Here is an 18,357-nt window from a genome sequence, read left to right as displayed (position 1 = left end):
CCGGCGGCGGCCGTTCAGCGGCCGGGGTAGCGATCCAGCCCGCGCTTCAGGTCGGCGATCAGATCGGCGGGGTCCTCCAGCCCGATATGGAGCCGGACGAGCGGCCCTTCCGCCTGCCAGCGGGTGGCGGTGCGGATCGGCGCCGGATCGACCGGCAGGGCCAGGCTTTCGAAGCCGCCCCAGGAAAAGCCGATGCCGAACAGGTCGAGCCCGTCGATCAGGGCGGCGCGGTCCGCGTCGCTGCCGCCGGCCAGCACGAAGGCGAACAGCCCGGAAGCACCCCGGAAGTCGCGCTGCCACAGGTCGTGGCCGGGGCAGGAGGGCAGGGCCGGATGGAGGACGCGGGCGACGGCGGGATGCGTTTCCAGCCAGCGCGCCACCTCCAGCCCGCCGGCCTGGTGCTGGCGCAGCCGGACGTCGAGCGTGCGCAGCCCCCGGCTGCCCAGCGCCGCATCGTCCGGGCCGACATGCTGGCCGAAGGCGTGGGTCATGCGGCGAAGGCCATCGAGCAGGCCGGGCGCCGCCGTCACCGATCCCAGCATCGCATCCGAATGGCCGACGATATATTTGGTGCAGGCGAGGATCGACAGATCGACCCCGCTGGCGATGGCGGGCAGGAAAAGCGGCGTCGCCCAGGTATTGTCGAGCAGGGTCGCGATGCCGCGCGCCTTGGCGGCCGCGCAGATCGCCGGGATATCCTGCACCTCGAAGGTGAGGCTGCCGGGGCTCTCCATGAACACGGCGCGGGTGCGATCGCCGAACAACTCGGCTATGCCGGCGCCGATCAGCGGATCATAGAAACGGGTGGTGACGCCCATCGGCGCCAGCACGTTGCGGCAGAAAGCGCGCGTCGGCTCATAGGCCGAATCGACCATCAGCAGCTCGTCCCCCGCCTTCAGCACCGAAAGCAGCGCCATGCCGACGGCCGCCACGCCCGACGGGTAGAGCATCGTGCCTTCCGCGCCCGGCTCCAGCCGGGTCAGCGCATCGGCCAGCGACCATTGGGTCGGCGTGCCGCGCCGGCCGTAATAGAGCCGGTCGTTGGGGCTGGCGACGGCGGCGCGCAGGTCGCCCACGCTGTCGAACAATATGGTCGATGCCCGCCAGACCGGCGTGTTGACCACGCCCTGCGTCCATTCCCGCCGCCGCCCTGCCGCCACAACCTCTGTCGCGGGGCGGAAAGCCCGATCGTCCGTATCGCTCATGCCGGCCCCAGCGCCTTGGGTGTGTCGGGGCGCATGCCCCATTCGCTCCACGACCCGTCATAGAGCGCGACATCGTCCTTGCCGATCAGATGGGCGGCGAACAGCACCGTCGCCGCCGTGACGCCCGATCCGCAGGTGGTGACGAGCGGCCGGGCGAGATCGATCCCGGCGGCGGCGAATTCGGCGCGGATGCCGGCTTCGTCCTTGAAGGTGCCGTCCGCGTTCAGCAGGCGATCCATCGGCAGGCTGCGCGATTCCGGGATATGGCCGGAAGCGAGGCCGCGCGGATCGGCCTCCTCGCCCGTAAAGCGCTTCGCGCCGCGGGCGTCGACGACCTGCTCGGCCCCGCTGGCGAGGTTGGCGCGCATCTGATCGAGATCGCGGACGCGCGCCTCGTCCTTCCAGACGGTGAAGTGGCGGTGGCGCGTCTCCCGCCGCCCGGTTTCCAGCGGGCGGCCCTCGGCCTGCCATGTCTGGAAGCCGCCGTCGAGGATCGCGACCTGGTTCTTGCCGAAGGTGCGGAACATCCACCAGGCGCGCGCCGAGGTGCGGTGCGGCGTCGAATCGTAGAGGACGACGCGGCTGCCGTCGCCGATGCCCAGCGCCGCCATCCGGCTGGCGAATTTCTCCGCCGGGGGCAGCATGCCGGGCAGGGGGGAATTGGTGTCGGCCAGCGATGCCAGCCCCATGAACATGGCGCCGGGAATATGGTCTGCTTCATATTCGGCCGCCGGATCGCGTGTGGGATCGAGCGGGAAATAACTCGCGTCGAGGATGACGAGATCGGGCTCGTCCATCGCATCCGCCAGCCATCGGGTCGAAACCAGTGGGTCCATCGCCTGCTCCTTCGGCCCCCGCCTAGCCGATCGCCGCGCGCGTGGCGAGGTTGCGCAAGCCCCGGGCCTTACCTAGGTGGGGCGGCATGAACCCGATCCATCTTGGCCAGGCCAGCGCGCTGCCCGCCTCCCCCGAGGAAGCGGTGCTCGATTACGTCCCCAATCCGCGCGTCGGAAGCCTCTATATGGTGCGCTTCGCCGCGCCCGAATTCACCTCGCTCTGCCCGGTGACGGGGCAGCCGGATTTCGCCCATCTGGTGATCGATTATGCGCCGGGCGAAACGATCGTCGAATCCAAGTCGCTCAAGCTGTTCCTGGGCAGCTTCCGCAACCACCGCGCCTTCCACGAGGATTGCACCGTCGGCATCGGCCAGCGCCTGTTCGACGAGATGAAGCCCGAATGGCTGCGGATCGGCGGCTATTGGTATCCGCGCGGCGGCATCCCGATCGACGTGTTCTGGCAGTCCGGCCCGCCGCCGGCGGGGCTGTGGCTGCCCGATCAGGGGGTCGCCCCCTATCGCGGCCGGGGATGAAGCCTCCCCGGCCCGACCGCCAGGCCGGCTTGCGCGGGCATGGCGGCCAGGCTTCAGGATGACGATTAACGCGAGCGGATGAACTGGCGGACATCCGCCGACAGCTTCTTCAGATCCTGTTCGCGCACATACATCATGTGCCCGGACTCGTAATAATGGAACTGGATGCGGCCGTCCGTGGGCATGCCGGTCCGCGACAGCGAATATTCCGCCGCGAAGAAGGGCGTGGCGAAATCATAATAGCCCTGGCCCACGAAGATGCGCAGGCCGCTATTCTCGCGCAGGCCCCGCCCGATATAGGGGGCGACGTTCATATAGACTTCCTGGTCGCGGCCGGCGCCTTCCAGCTTCCAGTCCCAGCCCCTGACCCCGCCGATGCTGATATAGTCGCGCTCGGTCTTGAAGCCGAGCGTCTGGCGGGCATAGCTGTTCATCGCCGCCGCATAGGCGCCGTCGATGCCGTAGAAGCTGGGATCATTGTCCGGCTCCTCGCCCGCCGAATCATAGTCGACGCCGGTGTAGCGGCTGTCGAGGCGGCCGACGGTGAGGCCGCGATCGCGCAGCAGCTCTTTGTAGAAGCGGCTGGGCAGCACGCGCAGGTCCGCCCGGTCGAGGAACTGTTCGGACAGGCCGGTGAAGTGCGAAAGCTGCTGGCGGACGCTGGCGCGTTCCTCGGCGCCCAGCGCATTGCCCTTCAGCAGCGCGGCGGCATAGGGGCCGGCGGCGAAGGCGCGGGCCTGGGCGACGAAATCCTCCACCTTGGCCGGGCGGTCGCCGCTCACCTTGTTGTGATACCAGGCGGTCGCCGCCATCGACGGCAGGTTCAGGATGTGCGTCATCTCGTTGCCGGGCGTATCCGCGCCGGCCGCGAAATCGAGGATCGTCGAGATCAGGATGACGCCGTTGACCGCGACGTCGTTATAGGTGCCTTCCAGCTCGTTCAGCAGCGCCGCCGAGCGGGTGGTGCCATAGCTTTCGCCGCCGATGAACTTGGGCGCGTTCCAGCGGCCATTCTCGTTCAGCCAGATGCGGATGAATTCGGCGATCGACTTCGCGTCCTTGGTGACGCCCCAATAATCCTTGGGGTCCTTCTTGCCGAGCGCGCGCGAGAAGCCGGTGCCGACCGGATCGATGAAGACGAGGTCGGTGACGTCGAGCAGGCTCTCCGGATTGTCGACGATCGGATAGGGCGGCGCGCCATCGTCGCGCGCGTCGGACGGGATGGCGACGCGCTTCGGGCCGAAGGCGCCCATGTGGAGCCACAGCGAGCCGGAGCCGGGGCCGCCATTGTAGAGGAAGGTGATCGGCCGGTTCGGATCGACCGGGCCTTCCTTCACATAGGAGGTGGAATAGATCGCCGCGATCGGCTTGCCGTCCTGATCCTTCAGATAGGTTTCGCCGGCGGTGGCGCGATAGTTGATCGTCGTGCCGCCGAAACGGCCGCTATGCTTGGTGACGGAAACGGTGGGCGGGGGGATTTCGGCCGCCGGCTGTTCGGCCTTCTTCTCGTCCTTGGCGGGCACGTCCGCATAAGCGGCGGGGGGGAAGGCGGCTATCGCGCAGGCAAGCAGCAACGAACGGAATTTCATGAGGAATGCAGCCCCTTTTATGGACCGCACGAGCCCCGATCCCCCCAAGACCTCGGCACATACGGCGGTTGTTGAGGCCTGCCGTTATGCCGCGCCGACGGTGATTTGCAACACTATTACAGCAGTTTGATCTCCCGCAGCCGCTGCATCAGATAATCGTGCGCGGTGATCGGTTCGGGATAGAGGTCGGGCCGGCCCTCGCCCGTGCAGCCCGGCAGCGTTTCGATCAGGAAATCGGGGCGGAAATGCAGGAAGAAGGGCATGGAATAGCGCGAGAAACCGCGCCGTTCGGGCGGCGGGTTGCGGACACGGTGGGTGGTCGACCGCAGCATGTTGTTGGTGAGCCGCTGCAGCATGTCGCCCACATTCACCACAAGCTCGCCCACATTGGGCGCGACCGCCAGCCAGCGGCCGTCGCGGTCGAGCAGCTCGAGGCCCGCTTCCTCGGCGCCCAGCAGCAGCGTGATGGTGTTGATATCCTCGTGCGCGCCCGCGCGGATGCCCGGCGCATCGGCCGATACCGGCGGATAATGGAGCAGGCGCAGCACCGAATTGCCGTCCGCCACCGTATCGTCGAACCAGTCGGGCGCGAGGCCCAGATAGCGGGCGATGGCGGAAAGCAGCTTGCGGCCGGTGGCGTCGAAGGCATCGAACAGCGCGAGCTGGGTTTCGCGGAAATCGGCGATTTCCGTGGGCCACAGATTGGGCTGCATATATTCGGCGAAGCGGTGGCCGGCCGGCAGCTCGCGCCCGACATGCCAGAATTCCTTGAGGTCGGACTGGACGGCATCCTTGGCGGTCTCGACGCCGAAGGGGGTGTAGCCGCGCGCGCCGCCGGTGCCGGGCACATGATAGCGGCGCTTCACCTCCTCCGGCAGGGCGAAGAAGGCGCGGGCGGCGGCATCGGCGCGCGCGATCAGCGCGGCATCGATCCCGTGATCGGCGACGATGGCGAAGCCGTAGCGTTCGAAGCTGCCGCCCAGCGCCCGGGCGAATTCCATGGGATCGGCCCCGGCCCGCAGCAGCGAGACGGAGGCGACGCGATCCTGATCGGCATTGTGAAGGCTTGTCATGGCCGCCCTTATAGTGCGGCCGTGGCGACGCTCAATCGGCTGCGCCGAAGCCGCCCCTTATCGCCGCCGGAAGGTGATCGCCTCCCCGAACCGCTCGAAATGGAGCTTGTCCCCGTCGATCGGCAGCCGCGTGCCGTTGAAGGCGGCGCGGCCGAGATCATTGGGGGCGAAACGCACCTCGATCCGCCGTCCGCCGCCCTTTAGGTCCAGCGGGAATTCCTGGCTGACCAGATCGTAGATCGGCAGGATCAGGTGGATGGCGCGGGGCGGCTGGGCGGGATCATAAGCGATTTCCGCCGTCCCATCCTGTCGGACACGGCCTTCGACGGGCGACATCATCGGGCCGACCAGCACGAAGGAGAAGAATTGCGGGTTCAGTTCCTTGGGCAGAACCAGCCGGGCCGTGACGACACCCGGTTCCCCGCGTCCGCGATCGGTGAAGCTGAAGGCCGGTGCGCGGACGGGATCGCTGTCCAGCACCACCGATCCGGCGGCGACGTGCCAGCGGCCGGACGCGGTCTCGTCCAGCGCGCCATAGGCCAGCCCATATTCGAAGCGGCCGTCCGGGCGGAGGATCAGCTCGGCCGCCACCTCCGCCCGCGATCCGTTATAGGCGCCGGCCAGGCTTGCCGGATCGGGCGTCGCGTCGATCGACTGGAGCAGCGCCAGCGCGGCCAGTATCAGCGCCATCGTTCCGGTCTCCCTCTGCCGCCGCCGCCGTCAGCGCCCCTTGAACAGGCCGCCCAATATGCCGCGCACGAGCTGGCCGGCGATGCCGCCCCCGCTGCGCGAACGGCCGCTGCCGCCGAAGATCTGGCGACCCAGCTCGTTCGCCACCTGCCGGCCCAATGAGGAGGAGGCCGATCGCGTGGCGGAGGTGATCGCCCTGTCGAGGGCGTCGGGCTTCGCGGCCTCGCGCTCGGCGGCGACGCGGGCGCGTTCGGCTTCCTTCGCCTGCCGGGCGGCTTCCCGTTCCGCGGCGATCCGGGCCTTTTCGTCCTCCTTGGCCTTGGCGGCATCCAGCTTCGCCTGCTCCGCGGCCGCCCTGGCTTCCGCGGCGGCGGCGGCGGCCTCCCCGGCCTTGGCCGCCAGAATCTCCTCGGCGGACTCGCGATTGATGGCCGTGTCATATTTGCCGTCGATGGGCGAGACGGAGCGGATGATCGCGCGCTCCTTCTCCGTCAGCGGGCCGACCCGGCTGGACGGCGGCTTGATCAGCGTGCGCTGCACCGGCGACGGCGCGCCATCGGCCTGGAGCAGCGACACCAGCGCCTCGCCCACCTTCAGCTCGGTAATCACGGTGGCGACGTCCACGTCCGGGTTGGCGCGGAAGGTTTCGGCCGCCGCCTTCACCGCCTTCTGGTCGCGCGGGGTGAAGGCGCGCAGCGCGTGCTGCACGCGATTGCCGAGCTGGCCCGCCACCTTTTCGGGGATGTCGATCGGATTCTGGGTGATGAAGTAGATGCCGACGCCCTTGGACCGGATCAGCCGCACCACCTGCTCGATCTTGTCGAGCAGCGCCGGGGGCGCGTCATCGAACAGCAGGTGCGCCTCGTCGAAGAAGAAGACGAGCTTCGGCTTGTCCGGATCGCCCACCTCGGGCAGCGTCTCGAACAGTTCGGACATCAGCCAGAGCAGGAAGGTGGCGTAGAGCTTGGGGCTCGCCATCAATTTGTCGGCGGCGAGGATGTTGATCGTGCCGTGGCCCTTTTCATCGGTGGTGATGAAATCGGCGATGTCGAGCGCGGGCTCGCCGAAGAAGCGGTCGCCACCCTGCGATTCGAGCTGGAGGAGCTGGCGCTGGATCGATCCCACGCTCTGCTTGGTGACGTTGCCGTAGCGCGTGGTGAGATCGGCGGCATTCTCCCCCACATGGGTCAGCATCGCCTGCAGGTCGCCCAGGTCGAGCAGCAGCAGCCCCTGTTCGTCGGCGACGCGGAAGACGATCGAGAGCACGCCTTCCTGCACCTCGTTCAGCCCCATCAGCTGCGCCAGCAGCAGCGGCCCCATTTCGGATATGGTGGTGCGCACGGGATGGCCCTGCTCGCCGAACAGGTCCCAGAAGACCACGGGATTGTCCGCGTAGGCCCAGTCGGAATAGCCGATCTCGGCGGCGCGCGCGGCCCAGGTGTCGTGCAGCTTGTCGGTCGGTGATCCGGCCAGCGCCATGCCGGAAAGATCGCCCTTCACATCGGCGACGAAGGCGGGAACGCCGGCGCGGGAAAAGCCTTCGACGATACCCTGGAGGGTGACGGTCTTGCCGGTGCCGGTGGCGCCCGCGATCAGGCCGTGGCGGTTGGCGCGGCGGAGGTTGAGATATTGGGGGCCGGCCGCGGGGCTCGTGCCGATGAAGATGCCGCTAGTGTCGTCGGTCATGCCCATGGATCTCCGTCGTCATGCCGAAGGGAATTCAGCATGACGACGGGATTTAGGCAATCGCGCGATCAGTTGCCGCTGCCGGAGTTGATCTTCACGCCGATATAGCGCGGCGTGCCGTTGCCGCGCTGGATGAACAGCAGGGCAGTGGAGCGGCCGGCCTTGCGCGCGGCATCCACGGCGGCGGCGGCATCGGCCACCGTCGTCACCGGGCGCTGGTTGATCGAAAGGATGATGTCGCCGCGCTGGATGCCTTCCTGGGCCGCATCGCTGTTCGGATCGACCTGCGCCACGACCACGCCGCGCGTGGTGGTGGGCACGCCGAGCTGGCGGGCGACCTCGGGCGTCAGGGCCTGCACGCCGAGGCCGATCGACTGGCGCGTCGACTGGGCGTTGGGCGCGGGCGTGGCCGAACCGTCGCCATCATCGTCATCGCCGGCGGCGGCGGCAAGCTGGTCCTCGGGCGGGCGTTCGCCCACCACCACCGTCAGGGTCATGCGCTTGCCGTCGCGGATCAGCTCGATCGGCATGCGGGTGCCGACGGGCGAATTGGCGACGATGTAGCTCAGCGTCTCGTCCGGCGTGACCTCGCGGTTGTTGACCTTCACGATCACGTCGCCCTGGCGGATGCCGGCGCGGGCGGCCGCCTCGCCAGGCTCGACCCGGCTCACGATCTCGCCGCGATCCTTGGGCAGGCCGAGGCCGGAGGCGATATCCTCGCTCATCGGCTGGATGCCGACGCCCAGATAGCCGCGCTTCACCCGGCCGCCGCCCTTGAGCTGCTCGATCACCGGCTTGGCCTGTTCCGCCGGGATGGCGAAGCCGATGCCGACATTGCCGCCGGTGGGCGAGAAGATGGCGGTGTTGATGCCGATCACATTGCCCGAAAGATCGAACATCGGGCCGCCGGAATTGCCCTGGTTGATCGAGGCGTCGGTCTGGATGTAGCGATCATAGGCGCCGCCGCTGATCGAGCGGTGCAGCGCCGATACGATGCCCGCCGTCACCGTGCCGCCCAGGCCGAAGGGGTTGCCGATCGCGACCACCCAGTCGCCCACGCGCGTCCGGGTGGAATCGCCGAACTGGACGAAGGGCAGCGGCGTCTTCGATTCGATCTTGAGCAGGGCGAGATCCGAATAGGGATCCCGGCCGATCACCTTGGCCTTGTATTCGCTGCGGTCGGGAAGCGTGACGGTGATCGAATCCACCACCGAGCTGACGATGCCGCGCCCCTGGGCGCCGCCCGAGATCACATGGTTGTTGGTGACGACATAGCCGTCCGGCGACACGATGAAGCCCGAGCCGAGCGACGTCGCCTCGCGTGTGATCGGCTGGCCGTCGCCGCTGCCGCCGAAGCGGCCGAACAGGTCGCCGAAGGGCGTGCCGGCGAACGGGTTCTGGTTCTGCACCTGCACCCGCTGGGTGGTGGAGATGTTGACCACCGCCGGCTGGAGCTTGGCGGCGAGATCGGCAAAGCTCAGCGGCGCGCCGGGGCGCGGCGCCGCGGCCTGGATCTGGCCCGGCGCGTTCTGCGCCACCTGTGCCCCCACCGGTTGCTGCAGCACCATCGTCGCAGAGGCCCCGCCGGCGAGCAGGGCGGCAGTGATGGCATAAGCGTATCGCACGATCGCAGACTCCTCAGATATTCCCCCCGCGCCGCCATCTGGTCGAACGGGCGGGGCGCGAGCCTATATTAGGTGGGAAGCGGCGCCTGAACGGCGATTGAATGAACGCCGCCTGCCCAACCCTGTCCTTATCTAGCGCCGCCCGCGGAACTCGCGAAGATATTCGTTGTCCGGCGAGAGTATTACGGACGAAGCTCCCGACGCCTCATTGCCGTCCGTCCCGAAGGTGATGCGATAGGACTGCATGGCCCGATAGAAATCGTAGAAGGCCGGGTCCTTGCCGAAGCTTTCGGCATAGACGCGCGAGGCATCGGCATCGGCCTCGCTGGTGATGAGCTGGGCCTGCTTGCGGCCTTCGGCCTCGATGGAGCGGGCTTCCTGTTGGCGCGCGGTGCGCATGCGCTGGAAGGCGCTTTCCAGCGGCGATCCGCTGGGCAGATCGGCGCGCTTGATGCGGACGTCCACGATCTCCGCGCCATATTGCCGGGCGACGCGGGCGAGCGCGTTCTGGATATTGTCCATCACCTGGCCGCGTTCGGGGCTGAGCAGCGCCGCGAAGGGCCGCTTGCCCAGCTCGTTGCGGAGCGCCGACCCCAGGATCGGGCGCAGGGCCTCGCCCACGCGCTTCTCGCTGCCGGCGGATACGAACATCCGCCGGGGATCGACGATGCGGTAGCGGGCGAAGGCGTCGACCTCGAGCCGGAGCTGGTCGGTCGAAAGCACCGCCTGGCGCTGCATGTCGAAATCGAGCACGCGCTTGTCGACCCAGATGATCTGCTCGACGAAGGGGATGCGGAACAGCAGGCCCGCGCCGGTGCGGCCGAAATCCTCATTGGCGTGATAGCGGTTGGCCACCTGCACCGGCTGGCCGAAGCGGACGATCAGCGCCTGCTTGGTTTCGGGCACCACCTTCACGCACATCAGCAGGGCGGCGAGCAGGATGGCGGCCAGCACCAGCCAGGCGGTGGGGGTGCGGCCGAAGCGATCGGCGGGGCTCATCGGCCGGCTCCCTGCGCGGTCGCGGGCGGCGTGGCGGCTTCCGGCCGGCGCAGCTGCTGCAGCGGCAGATAGGGCTGCACGCCGTTCGCCTCGATCACCGTCTTGTCGGTCTTGGCCAGAACCTTCTCCATCGTCTCATAATACATGCGCTTGCGCGTCACTTCGGGCGCCAGCTTATATTCGGCATAGACCTTGTCGAACGCCTGCGCCTCGCCCGATGCCTGGGCCGTCTTCTGCATCGCATAAGCGCGCGCCTGGTTGAGGAAGGACTGGGCGAGCTGCTGGGCGGCGGTCACTTCCTTGAAGGCGTCGTTCACGGCGGCCGGCGGATCGGCCTGCTTGATCGCCACGCCCTGCACGGCGACGCCGGCGCGATAGCTGTCCAGCAATTCCTGCATGCGGGCGGCGACGCGGGCCTCGATCTGGCTGCGCTGCGGGCCGATCGCGTCGTTCAGGGTGACGCGGGCCAGCTCCTCGCGCATCGCGCTTTCGGCGACCTCGCGGATCGTGTCGTCGGGATCGGCCAGCTCGAACAGGTAAAGTTCGGGATCGCGGATGTTCCAGCGCGCGGAATAAGCGAGGTCGACGATATTCTGGTCGCCCGTCAGCACCAGATTCTCGGAGCTTTCGCTGGTCGATCCGATGTCGACGGTGCGGATCTCGTCCACGTCGATCTTCTGGACGATCTCGAAGGGCGCGGGCAGCGAGAAGTTGAGGCCGGTGCCCATCGTGCGCGCATAGGCGCCGAAGAAGGTGACGACGCCGCGCTGCTGCGGGCCGATCGTGTGGATGCTGGTGATGGCGACCCAGATGGCGATGAAGCCCAGCAGGCCCCAGAACCAGAGTGGCCGGCCGCGGAACTGGGGCATGCCGCCCATGCCGCCGCCACCGCCCATCTTCTCCCGGCCGCGGCGCAGCAGCTCGTCCAGCGCGCTCGGCCCCTGATTCTTGCCGCCGCCGCCGCCCGGGGGGCGCTTGCGCGGAGGCTGGCTCCACGGATTGCGCGGGCCGAGGCCGCCGCCGTCCCCGCCGCCATTGCCGCCGGACCCGCCCGATCCGCCGCCGCCCCACGGGCCGCCCCCGCCGCTTTCGTTCAGGTGCGCGATGGAAGAAGCGGACGGGCCGGAAATCTGTTGCATGGGCGTCATTATAAGTAGCGGTTCGCGGAAAAACAGTGCCATCCGCCGTTTGCGTGGCCTATGGCGCCAATCATGAGCGATTCCGATCCTTTCGCCGCCGCCCTCGATGCCATTGCCGATCCCGTTTCGGGCCGCGGCCTGATCGCGAGCGGGCGGGCGGCCGCACCCCGCGTCAACGATGCCGATGCCACCGCCAGCGTGATCCTGGACGTGACCGGCCTTTCGGGCGACGACCGCGCCGGGCTGGAACGGGCGATCCGGGCGAAGCTGATCGGCCTCGGCGGGCTGCGCGACGTGCGCATTGCCATGACGGCGGAGAAGACGGCGCGGCGGCTGATCGTGGTGGGCAGCGGCAAGGGCGGCGTCGGCAAATCGACGCTGGCGGCCAATCTGGCGGTGGCGCTCAAGCGGCTGGGCGCGAAGGTGGGGCTGGTGGATGCGGATATCTACGGCCCGTCGCAGGCCCGGCTGCTCGCCACCGAGGGCCGCCGCCCCGAAGCCGAGGGCCAGCGGCTGCTGCCGATCGAATCTCCCTTCGGCCTGCCGATGCTGTCCATGGCCCATCTGGTGAAGCCGGGGCAGGCGATCGCCTGGCGCGGGCCGATGGCCGGCAACGCGCTGGGCCAGCTGATCGAGGCGGACTGGGGGGATGTGGACACGCTGATCCTCGATCTGCCGCCCGGCACCGGCGACGTGCAGCTCTCGCTGATCCAGAAACACAAGCCCGCGGGCGCGATCATCGTCTCCACCCCGCAGGATCTGGCGCTGATCGATGCCACCCGCGCGATCGACCTGTTCCGCCAGGCGACGGTGCCGATCATCGGGCTGGTGGAGAATATGGCCGGCTATGCCTGCCCCCATTGCGGCGAGGTGAGCGACCCCTTCGGCGCCGGGGGCGCGGAGGCGGCTGCCGGGGCGCTGGGCGTGCCCTTCCTCGGCCGCGTGCCGCTGGAGATCGCGATCCGCAAGGCATCCGACGCGGGCGATCCGCCGGCAGCCCATGGCGAGGCGATCGCCCAGCCTTTCCTCGATATCGCCGGCGCGCTGATGGGCTGGCTGAACGCGAAGGCCGCTCCTACGTTCTGAACGGGACGAACAGAGGAGAATGACCGTGCCGCTCACGTCCGACGAAGATATCGCAGCCCTGCTGTCCGAAGTGCGGACCATTGCGATGATCGGCGCGTCCGACCGGCCCGACCGGCCGAGCTACGGCGTCATGCGCTTCCTGCAGGATCATGGCTATCGCGTGATCCCGGTGAACCCGCAGATCACCGGCGAGCATGTCCATGGCGAATTCATCTGGCGGGAGCTGTCCCAGCTGGGCGATCCGATCGACATGGTCGATATCTTCCGCCGACCCGAAGCGGCGGGCGAGGCGGTGGACCAGGCGATCGCGGCCGGCGCGAAGGCGGTGTGGATGCAGCTGGGCGTCGTCAACGAAGCCGCTGCCGCCCGCGCCGAGGCGGCCGGCCTCAAGGTGGTGATGGACCGCTGCCCCGCGATCGAAATCCCGCGCCTGGGCCTGCCCCCCGTCGCCTGACCTTCAGAGCTTGGCCAGCCGCCCCCCGTCCACCAGCAGCGACGCGCCGGAGATGAAGCGAGCCTCATCCGATGCGAGAAAGGCCGTGGCCGAGGCGATATCCTCGGGCCGGCCGACGTCGCCCGGTTCGATCACTTCGGCGCCGGATGCGATGTTTGGGCTGGACCAGAGCATCGGCGTGTCGATCGCGCCGGGCAGCAGGGCGTTGGCGCGGATACCGCGATCCTTGCCCTCGATCGCCGTGGTGCGGGTGAGGCTGCACAAGGCGGCCTTCGCCGCGGCATAAGGAGCGACCAGCGGCGACGTCTGCTGCGCATGCACCGAGGCGACGTTCACGATCGCGCCGCCGGCTGCCATGTGGCGCAACGCGCGGGTGGCGAAATAAGCGGCGCCCAGCAGGTTCACCGAAAGCAGGCGATGCCAGTCCGCCCCCGTCAGCTCCGCGATCGGCTTGTAGATCATCGCGCCGGCCACGTTCACCACCACGTCGAAGCCGCCCAGCTCGGCAAGCGTGCGATTGACGACGTGGCCGACGGCGTCTTCGTCGCTCACGTCGCAGGCCGCGCCGGCAACCTTGCCGGCGCCCAGCGCGCGTAGGTCTTCGAAAAGGGCGCCTTCGGCCGGCGCGAGATCGGCGAGCATCAGGTGCGCGCCCTCGCGCGCGAAGGCTTCGGCCACGGCCCGGCCGATGCCGCCGAGCGCGCCGGTAACGATCACCGCCTTGCCGGCGAAGCGGGGCCGCGTCACCATTCGCGCAAGGCTCCGTCCCGGCCACGCCATGCGGGGTTGCGCCAGCGATGCGGATCGCGCGCGGCTTCCCGCACGCGGGCCTCGTTGATCCGCACGCCCAAGCCGGGGCCGGTCAGGGCGGCAACGCTGCCATTTTCGATCGCGAACACCGAATCATCCTCGAGATAGGTCGCAAGGTCGGCATCCGCGCGGTTGTAATGAATGCCGAGCGACATTTCCTGGATGACGAAATTGGGCGTGGCGATGGCGATCTGCATGCACGCCGCCAGTGCCAGCGGCCCGAGCGGGCAATGCGGCGCCACGGCCACGTCATAGGCCTCGGCCATGGCAGCGATGCGGCGCACTTCCGAAATGCCGCCCGCATGGCTGAGATCGGGCTGGATGATGTCGACCGCGCCCATTTCGAACAGGCGCTTGAAATCCCAGCGCGAATAGAGCCTCTCGCCCAATGCCAGCGGCACGTGCGTCTGGCCCGCGAGCTGGGCTATCGCTTCCGGATGCTCGGATGTCAGCGGTTCCTCGATGAACAGGGGCCCGAGCGGCTCCAGTGCGTGGACGAGCTGGCGCGCCATCGGCCGGTGGACGCGGCCGTGGAAATCGATGCCCGCGTCCATCCCCGTCTCGCGCACCAGCCGCAGGCGCTCCACCGGCTCCGCCAGCCGGGACGGACTGTCGAGCCAGCCCAGATCCTCGGTGCCGTTCATCTTGATGGCACGGAACCCCTGCGCCTTTCGGCGGGCGGCCGCCTCCGCGACGTCGGCCGGGCGATCGCCGCCGATCCAGGCATAGACGTCCACGCGATCCCGCACCTTCCCGCCCAGCATCTGCCACACGGGCACGCCGAGCCGCTGGCCCTTTATGTCCCACAGGGCCTGGTCGATGCCGGAGATGGCGGACATCAGCACCGGCCCGCCGCGATAGAAGCCGAGGCGGTGGCACATCTGCCAGGCATCCTCGATCCTGTCGGGATCATGGCCGATCAGCCGGTCTTTGATATGTTCCAGTGCGCCGGCCACGGCTTCGGCGAAGCCCTCGAGGCTCGCCTCGCCCCAGCCGACCACGCCGTCCGACGTTTCGACCCGCACGAACAGCCAGCGGGGCGGCACGAGGAACCATTCGATACGCGCGATGGATGTCATGCGGTGGCGGAGCCTTTCTCACTCGATTGGGACGGGGATGGAGATGCGGCGCGCCTTGCCAGGCGCAGGCCGCCGGCCTGGCGCAGGCGATCGAAGATCACGGCGGCCAGCAGGATGCCGCCGCGCACCACATATTGGTAGAAGGTCGGCACATCGAGCAGGTTGAGCGCGTTCTGTGCGGCACCCATGATGAACACACCGATGACGACGCCGGTGATCGTTGCGACGCCGCCGGCCAGCGATACGCCGCCGAGCACGCAGGCGGAGATGACGGCCAGCTCCAGCCCCAGGCTGGTATTGGGCTGGCCGCTGGTGATGCGCGCGGCCAGCACGATGCCGGCCAGTCCCGCGATCAGCCCCTGCAGGCAGAACACGGTGATCCGCACGCTATCCACCGGCACGCCGGCCAGCCGCGCGGCTTCCGGATTGCCGCCGATCGCCAGAATGTTGCGGCCGAAGACGGTGCGGTTGAGCAGCACGCCGAACAGCATGAAGCAGGCGATCATGATCCAGATCGGATAGTTGATGCCGAGCAGCGTCCCCGAACCCAGTTCGTAGAAGCGCTCGGCGGGGATCGACACCGCTTCGCCGCCGGAAGCGAGAAAGGCGAGGCCGCGCACGATCTCCATCATCGCCAGGGTCACGATCAGCGAATTGACCTTCAGCCGCGCGATCACCAGACCGTTGACGAGGCCGACCGCGCCGCCGGCGGCAAGCCCCGCCAGCACGCCGCCCGCGACGCTGCCGGTGCTTGCGATCACGACCGCGCAGACCACGCCCGAAAGCGCAGTGATCGATCCGACCGAAAGATCCACCTCGCGCAGGGCGAGCACCAGCATCATCGTGGTGGCGATGGTGCCGACCAGCGTGACCGAAAGCACCAGGCCGCGCATGTTACGGACGCCGAAGAAGTCGGGCACGAACACGGAAAGCAGCGCGAACAGCACGACGAAGATCAGCAGCGGGCCTGCGGCGCCGAGGCGGCGGAGGAGCGGTGGGGAGGATTGGGCCATTATGGATCCTTGCGGGCGTTCAACGGGGCGCGGCATCGGGCAGGGCCAGGCGCAGCAGGCGTTCGGCCGTCGCTTCCGCGCGCGCGAGCACCCCGGAAATCGCGCCGTCCCGCATCACGACGATGCGATCGGCGATGCCCATCACCTCGGGCATGTCGCTCGATGCAAAGAGAATGGTCCTGCCGGCTTCGGCCAGCCGGTAGATATGGGCATAGATCTCGCTGCGGGCGCCGACATCGATGCCGCGCGTCGGTTCGTCCATCAGCAGGATGCGTGCATCGGCGGCGAGCCAGCGGGCGATGATCGCCTTCTGCTGGTTGCCGCCGGAAAGCGTGGCGATGGCGGTTGCCGGCGATGCAGTCTTCACCCGCATCAGGCCGATCATCTCGCCCGCTTCGCGCGTCTCGGCGGGGCGATCGATGAAGGGCGCGCGCCGGTCGGCCAGATTGCGCCGCGCGATCGCGATATTCTCCGCCACCGCGGCCAGCGGCACGATGCCCTCGCCCTTGCGGTCCTCCGGGCAGAGGGCGAAGCCGGCGGCGATCGCCCGCCGGGGGCTGGATGTGTCGAGCCTGCCGCCGTCCAGACGGATGCTGCCCGCGGTCGGCCGCTCGGCCCCGTAGATCAGCTTCAAAAGCTCCGATCGGCCGGCACCGACGAGGCCGAACATGCCGAGTATCTCGCCGCGCCGTATCGAAAGGGTGATGGGCGCGCTGAGGCCGGGGCCTTCGATCCCGTCGATCTCCACATGCACATCGCCCAGCGGGCGGGGGCGATAATCGTAGATGTCGGCGATGGTGCGGCCCGCCATCGCGGCGATGAGCTGGTCCTGCGTCAGCCTCGTCATGTCGAGATAGTCCGCGACGTGGCGGCCGTCGCGCAGCACGGTCACGCTGTCCGCCAGCGCGAACACCTCCTCCATGCGGTGGCTGACGTAGAGGATGGCACGGCCATCGGCCCGCAATTCGCCGATGATGCGCTTCAGCGTCTCGGTCTCGCGCGCGCTGAGCGAGCTGGTCGGCTCATCAAAGGCGATGATCCGCGCATCGCGCAGCAGCGCCTTGCCGATCTCGACCATCTGGCGCTTGCCGATCGAAAGATCGCCGAGCCGGGCGTCGGGATCGATGTCCTCGCCCAGCCGCGCCAATATTCCCGCCGCCCGCGCCCGCATCGCGCCGCGCCGGATGAAGCCCGCGCAGGCCGGGAAAGTGCCGAGCAGAAGATTTTCCGCCACGCTCATGTCGGGGGCGAGGTGGAGTTCCTGGTGGATGATCGCGATTCCGGCGGCCTGGCTGTCGCGCGGGGAGACAAAAATACGGTCCTCGCCGCCGATGGCGATCGCGCCACTGTCCGGCCGATGCTCGCCGGCCAGTATCTTGAGCAGCGTCGACTTGCCGGCGCCATTCTCGCCCATCAGCGCCCGCACCTCCCCGGCGCGGACGGAGAAGCTCACCGCGTCGAGCGCGACGACGCCGGGGAACCGCTTGCCGACGCCCTCATAGGCCAGCAGGATGTCGCCGCTCACGCTGCTTCCTCCGCCAGCAGCCGGCGATAATTGTCGCGGGTCATCAGCTTGCCGTCGGTATATACCAAGGATGGCGGGCGGGAGCCCCGGACGATCCATTCGTACATCGCGACCGAGGTGTCATAGCCATGCTTGCGCGGGCTGAGCAGGATGGATGCGAAGAAGCCGGTGGGCTGGCGCTTAGCGAATTCCGCTTCCGCCGTGCCCGATCCGCCGATGCCGACGCCGATCACCGAATCCGCGCGCAGGCCCAAACCCTCGGCCGCCCGGACGCCGCCGAGCACGGCCTCGTCGTTGAGGCCGGTGACGATCCAGTGCCTGAGATCGGGGTGGCGGGTGAGCACGGGATCGGCGGCCGTGAAGCCTCCTTCGGTGTCGGTCGTGCGCTGCGGGGCGTCGAACACATGCGCCGGCGGCAGTCCGGCGGCGATGATCGCCCCGCGCGCGCCCATCGTCCGGTCGCGTCCGGTCTCCAGGCTGTCATAGGCGATGCGTAGCACGCCCGTCCGGCCGATATCCCACTCCCGGCGGCGGGCCTCGGCGATGGCGGTCTCGCCGGCCATCCGGCCGATTGCCAGCGCGGAGATACCGACATGCGGGATGGAGTCGATTGGCTTGCCGTCCGGCCCGATCAGCCGATCGTCGACCGACATCACCTTCAGATCGTTGACGCGCGCCCGTTGCTCGATCGCGGTGCCGAGGCGCGGGTCCGGCGCGCAGATCACGAAGCCGGACGCGTTCTTGGCGGCGAGATTGTCGATGGCGGTCAGCACCCGATCGCCATCGGCGGCGCCGATGCGAATTAGTTCGAAGCCCTTGTCGCGCGCGGCCATCCCGGCGAAGCGCCATTCGCTCTGGAACCATTGTTCCTCGGGCTGCTTGACGACGAAGCCGATCCGCACCCTGCCGTCGCGCGACGGGCCGCAGCCGGCGAGCGCTGCGGCCGTAGCCGCGGTCGTCCCCGCCATGAACTGTCGTCTGGAAAACATTCCCACTCCCTGCGGCGCGATCGTAA

General features: G+C 68.6%; 17 protein-coding genes. 3 read left to right on the top strand and 14 right to left on the bottom strand.

Going from position 1 to position 18,357, the window contains the following annotated elements:
* Positions 1 to 14: 14 nt before the first annotated feature.
* Both metC and sseA read right to left on the bottom strand, forming a co-directional pair.
* Complete coding sequence (gene metC, locus G432_RS09860) at positions 15 to 1,205, bottom strand: cystathionine beta-lyase (protein WP_015458680.1); 1,191 nt, start codon at positions 1,203 to 1,205, stop codon at positions 15 to 17.
* The gene (sseA, locus tag G432_RS09855) at positions 1,202 to 2,041 is read right to left on the bottom strand and encodes a 3-mercaptopyruvate sulfurtransferase (protein WP_015458679.1); all 840 of its coding nucleotides are present in this window, start codon (positions 2,039 to 2,041) and stop codon (positions 1,202 to 1,204) included. The genes metC and sseA overlap by 4 nt, the downstream gene beginning before the upstream one ends.
* Before the next feature lie 86 nt (positions 2,042 to 2,127).
* Here sseA and queF point away from each other — a divergent pair, with 86 nt between their 5' ends.
* Positions 2,128 to 2,574 (top strand): preQ(1) synthase, encoded by a 447-nt coding sequence (queF, locus tag G432_RS09850; protein ID WP_015458678.1) that lies wholly within the window; start codon positions 2,128 to 2,130, stop codon positions 2,572 to 2,574.
* Positions 2,575 to 2,639: 65 nt separating this feature from the next.
* On the opposite strand, the gene G432_RS09845 is transcribed toward queF, so the two are convergent.
* The 7 genes from G432_RS09845 to hflK all read right to left on the bottom strand — a co-directional run bounded on the left by G432_RS09845 (position 2,640) and on the right by hflK (position 11,375).
* A complete protein-coding gene (locus G432_RS09845) occupies positions 2,640 to 4,163 on the bottom strand; it encodes a S10 family peptidase (RefSeq protein WP_015458677.1) in 1,524 nt (507 codons plus the stop codon).
* Positions 4,164 to 4,279: 116 nt separating this feature from the next.
* Positions 4,280 to 5,236 (bottom strand): isopenicillin N synthase family dioxygenase, encoded by a 957-nt coding sequence (locus G432_RS09840; protein WP_015458676.1) that lies wholly within the window; start codon positions 5,234 to 5,236, stop codon positions 4,280 to 4,282.
* Between the two features lie 57 nt (positions 5,237 to 5,293).
* Entirely contained in the window at positions 5,294 to 5,926 is a 633-nt protein-coding gene (locus G432_RS09835; protein ID WP_015458675.1) for a hypothetical protein, read from the bottom strand.
* 30 nt (positions 5,927 to 5,956) lie between these two features.
* Positions 5,957 to 7,618, bottom strand: coding sequence for a helicase HerA-like domain-containing protein (locus G432_RS09830; protein WP_015458674.1), 1,662 nt, complete (start codon positions 7,616 to 7,618; stop codon positions 5,957 to 5,959).
* A gap of 62 nt (positions 7,619 to 7,680) precedes the next feature.
* Positions 7,681 to 9,237, bottom strand: a complete 1,557-nt coding sequence (locus G432_RS09825) for a Do family serine endopeptidase (protein ID WP_015458673.1) — start codon at positions 9,235 to 9,237, stop codon at positions 7,681 to 7,683.
* Positions 9,238 to 9,369: 132 nt separating this feature from the next.
* Positions 9,370 to 10,236 carry a protease modulator HflC gene (hflC, locus tag G432_RS09820; protein ID WP_015458672.1) on the bottom strand — a complete coding sequence of 289 codons (867 nt, stop codon included), beginning with the start codon at positions 10,234 to 10,236 and terminating at the stop codon, positions 9,370 to 9,372.
* Entirely contained in the window at positions 10,233 to 11,375 is a 1,143-nt protein-coding gene (gene hflK / locus G432_RS09815) for an FtsH protease activity modulator HflK (RefSeq protein WP_015458671.1), read from the bottom strand. Before hflK ends, hflC begins: the two co-directional genes overlap by 4 nt.
* 72 nt (positions 11,376 to 11,447) lie before the next feature.
* Here hflK and G432_RS09810 point away from each other — a divergent pair, with 72 nt between their 5' ends.
* Together G432_RS09810 and G432_RS09805 are read left to right on the top strand one after the other, a co-directional pair.
* Positions 11,448 to 12,461: an Mrp/NBP35 family ATP-binding protein gene (locus G432_RS09810; RefSeq protein WP_015458670.1), complete on the top strand. Its 1,014-nt coding sequence runs from the start codon at positions 11,448 to 11,450 to the stop codon at positions 12,459 to 12,461.
* A gap of 25 nt (positions 12,462 to 12,486) precedes the next feature.
* Positions 12,487 to 12,915 carry a CoA-binding protein gene (locus G432_RS09805; RefSeq protein WP_041865311.1) on the top strand — a complete coding sequence of 143 codons (429 nt, stop codon included), beginning with the start codon at positions 12,487 to 12,489 and terminating at the stop codon, positions 12,913 to 12,915.
* A 3-nt stretch (positions 12,916 to 12,918) separates the two neighbouring features.
* On the opposite strand, the gene G432_RS09800 is transcribed toward G432_RS09805, so the two are convergent.
* The 5 genes from G432_RS09800 to G432_RS09780 are packed head-to-tail and all read right to left on the bottom strand — an operon-like array spanning position 12,919 to position 18,310.
* Positions 12,919 to 13,665 carry an SDR family NAD(P)-dependent oxidoreductase gene (locus tag G432_RS09800; protein WP_015458668.1) on the bottom strand — a complete coding sequence of 249 codons (747 nt, stop codon included), beginning with the start codon at positions 13,663 to 13,665 and terminating at the stop codon, positions 12,919 to 12,921.
* A complete protein-coding gene (gene dgoD / locus G432_RS09795) occupies positions 13,659 to 14,804 on the bottom strand; it encodes a galactonate dehydratase (RefSeq protein ID WP_015458667.1) in 1,146 nt (381 codons plus the stop codon). Before dgoD ends, G432_RS09800 begins: the two co-directional genes overlap by 7 nt.
* Positions 14,801 to 15,817, bottom strand: coding sequence for an L-arabinose ABC transporter permease AraH (gene araH / locus G432_RS09790; RefSeq protein WP_015458666.1), 1,017 nt, complete (start codon positions 15,815 to 15,817; stop codon positions 14,801 to 14,803). The genes dgoD and araH overlap by 4 nt, the downstream gene beginning before the upstream one ends.
* 19 nt (positions 15,818 to 15,836) lie before the next feature.
* On the bottom strand, positions 15,837 to 17,342 hold the full coding sequence (gene araG, locus G432_RS09785) for an L-arabinose ABC transporter ATP-binding protein AraG (RefSeq protein WP_015458665.1): 1,506 nt from the start codon (positions 17,340 to 17,342) through the stop codon (positions 15,837 to 15,839).
* Positions 17,339 to 18,310 (bottom strand): substrate-binding domain-containing protein, encoded by a 972-nt coding sequence (locus G432_RS09780; protein WP_015458664.1) that lies wholly within the window; start codon positions 18,308 to 18,310, stop codon positions 17,339 to 17,341. The genes araG and G432_RS09780 overlap by 4 nt, the downstream gene beginning before the upstream one ends.
* Positions 18,311 to 18,357: the final 47 nt, after the last annotated feature.

Source organism: Sphingomonas sp. MM-1 (assembly GCF_000347675.2).
GTDB classification, from domain to species: Bacteria; Pseudomonadota; Alphaproteobacteria; order Sphingomonadales; family Sphingomonadaceae; genus Sphingomonas_E; species Sphingomonas_E fennica.
This window is presented reverse-complemented; position numbering and strand designations above follow the sequence as displayed.

Coding starts and splice junctions, on each gene's coding strand:
- metC (WP_015458680.1), bottom strand. CDS start 1,205: ATGAGCGATACGGACGATCGGGCTTTCCGCCCCGCGACAGAGGTTGTG.
- sseA (WP_015458679.1), bottom strand. CDS start 2,041: ATGGACCCACTGGTTTCGACCCGATGGCTGGCGGATGCGATGGACGAG.
- queF (WP_015458678.1), top strand. CDS start 2,128: ATGAACCCGATCCATCTTGGCCAGGCCAGCGCGCTGCCCGCCTCCCCC.
- G432_RS09845 (WP_015458677.1), bottom strand. CDS start 4,163: ATGAAATTCCGTTCGTTGCTGCTTGCCTGCGCGATAGCCGCCTTCCCC.
- G432_RS09840 (WP_015458676.1), bottom strand. CDS start 5,236: ATGACAAGCCTTCACAATGCCGATCAGGATCGCGTCGCCTCCGTCTCG.
- G432_RS09835 (WP_015458675.1), bottom strand. CDS start 5,926: ATGGCGCTGATACTGGCCGCGCTGGCGCTGCTCCAGTCGATCGACGCG.
- G432_RS09830 (WP_015458674.1), bottom strand. CDS start 7,618: ATGGGCATGACCGACGACACTAGCGGCATCTTCATCGGCACGAGCCCC.
- hflC (WP_015458672.1), bottom strand. CDS start 10,236: ATGAGCCCCGCCGATCGCTTCGGCCGCACCCCCACCGCCTGGCTGGTG.
- hflK (WP_015458671.1), bottom strand. CDS start 11,375: ATGCAACAGATTTCCGGCCCGTCCGCTTCTTCCATCGCGCACCTGAAC.
- G432_RS09810 (WP_015458670.1), top strand. CDS start 11,448: ATGAGCGATTCCGATCCTTTCGCCGCCGCCCTCGATGCCATTGCCGAT.
- G432_RS09800 (WP_015458668.1), bottom strand. CDS start 13,665: ATGGTGACGCGGCCCCGCTTCGCCGGCAAGGCGGTGATCGTTACCGGC.
- dgoD (WP_015458667.1), bottom strand. CDS start 14,804: ATGACATCCATCGCGCGTATCGAATGGTTCCTCGTGCCGCCCCGCTGG.
- araH (WP_015458666.1), bottom strand. CDS start 15,817: ATGGCCCAATCCTCCCCACCGCTCCTCCGCCGCCTCGGCGCCGCAGGC.
- G432_RS09780 (WP_015458664.1), bottom strand. CDS start 18,310: ATGGCGGGGACGACCGCGGCTACGGCCGCAGCGCTCGCCGGCTGCGGC.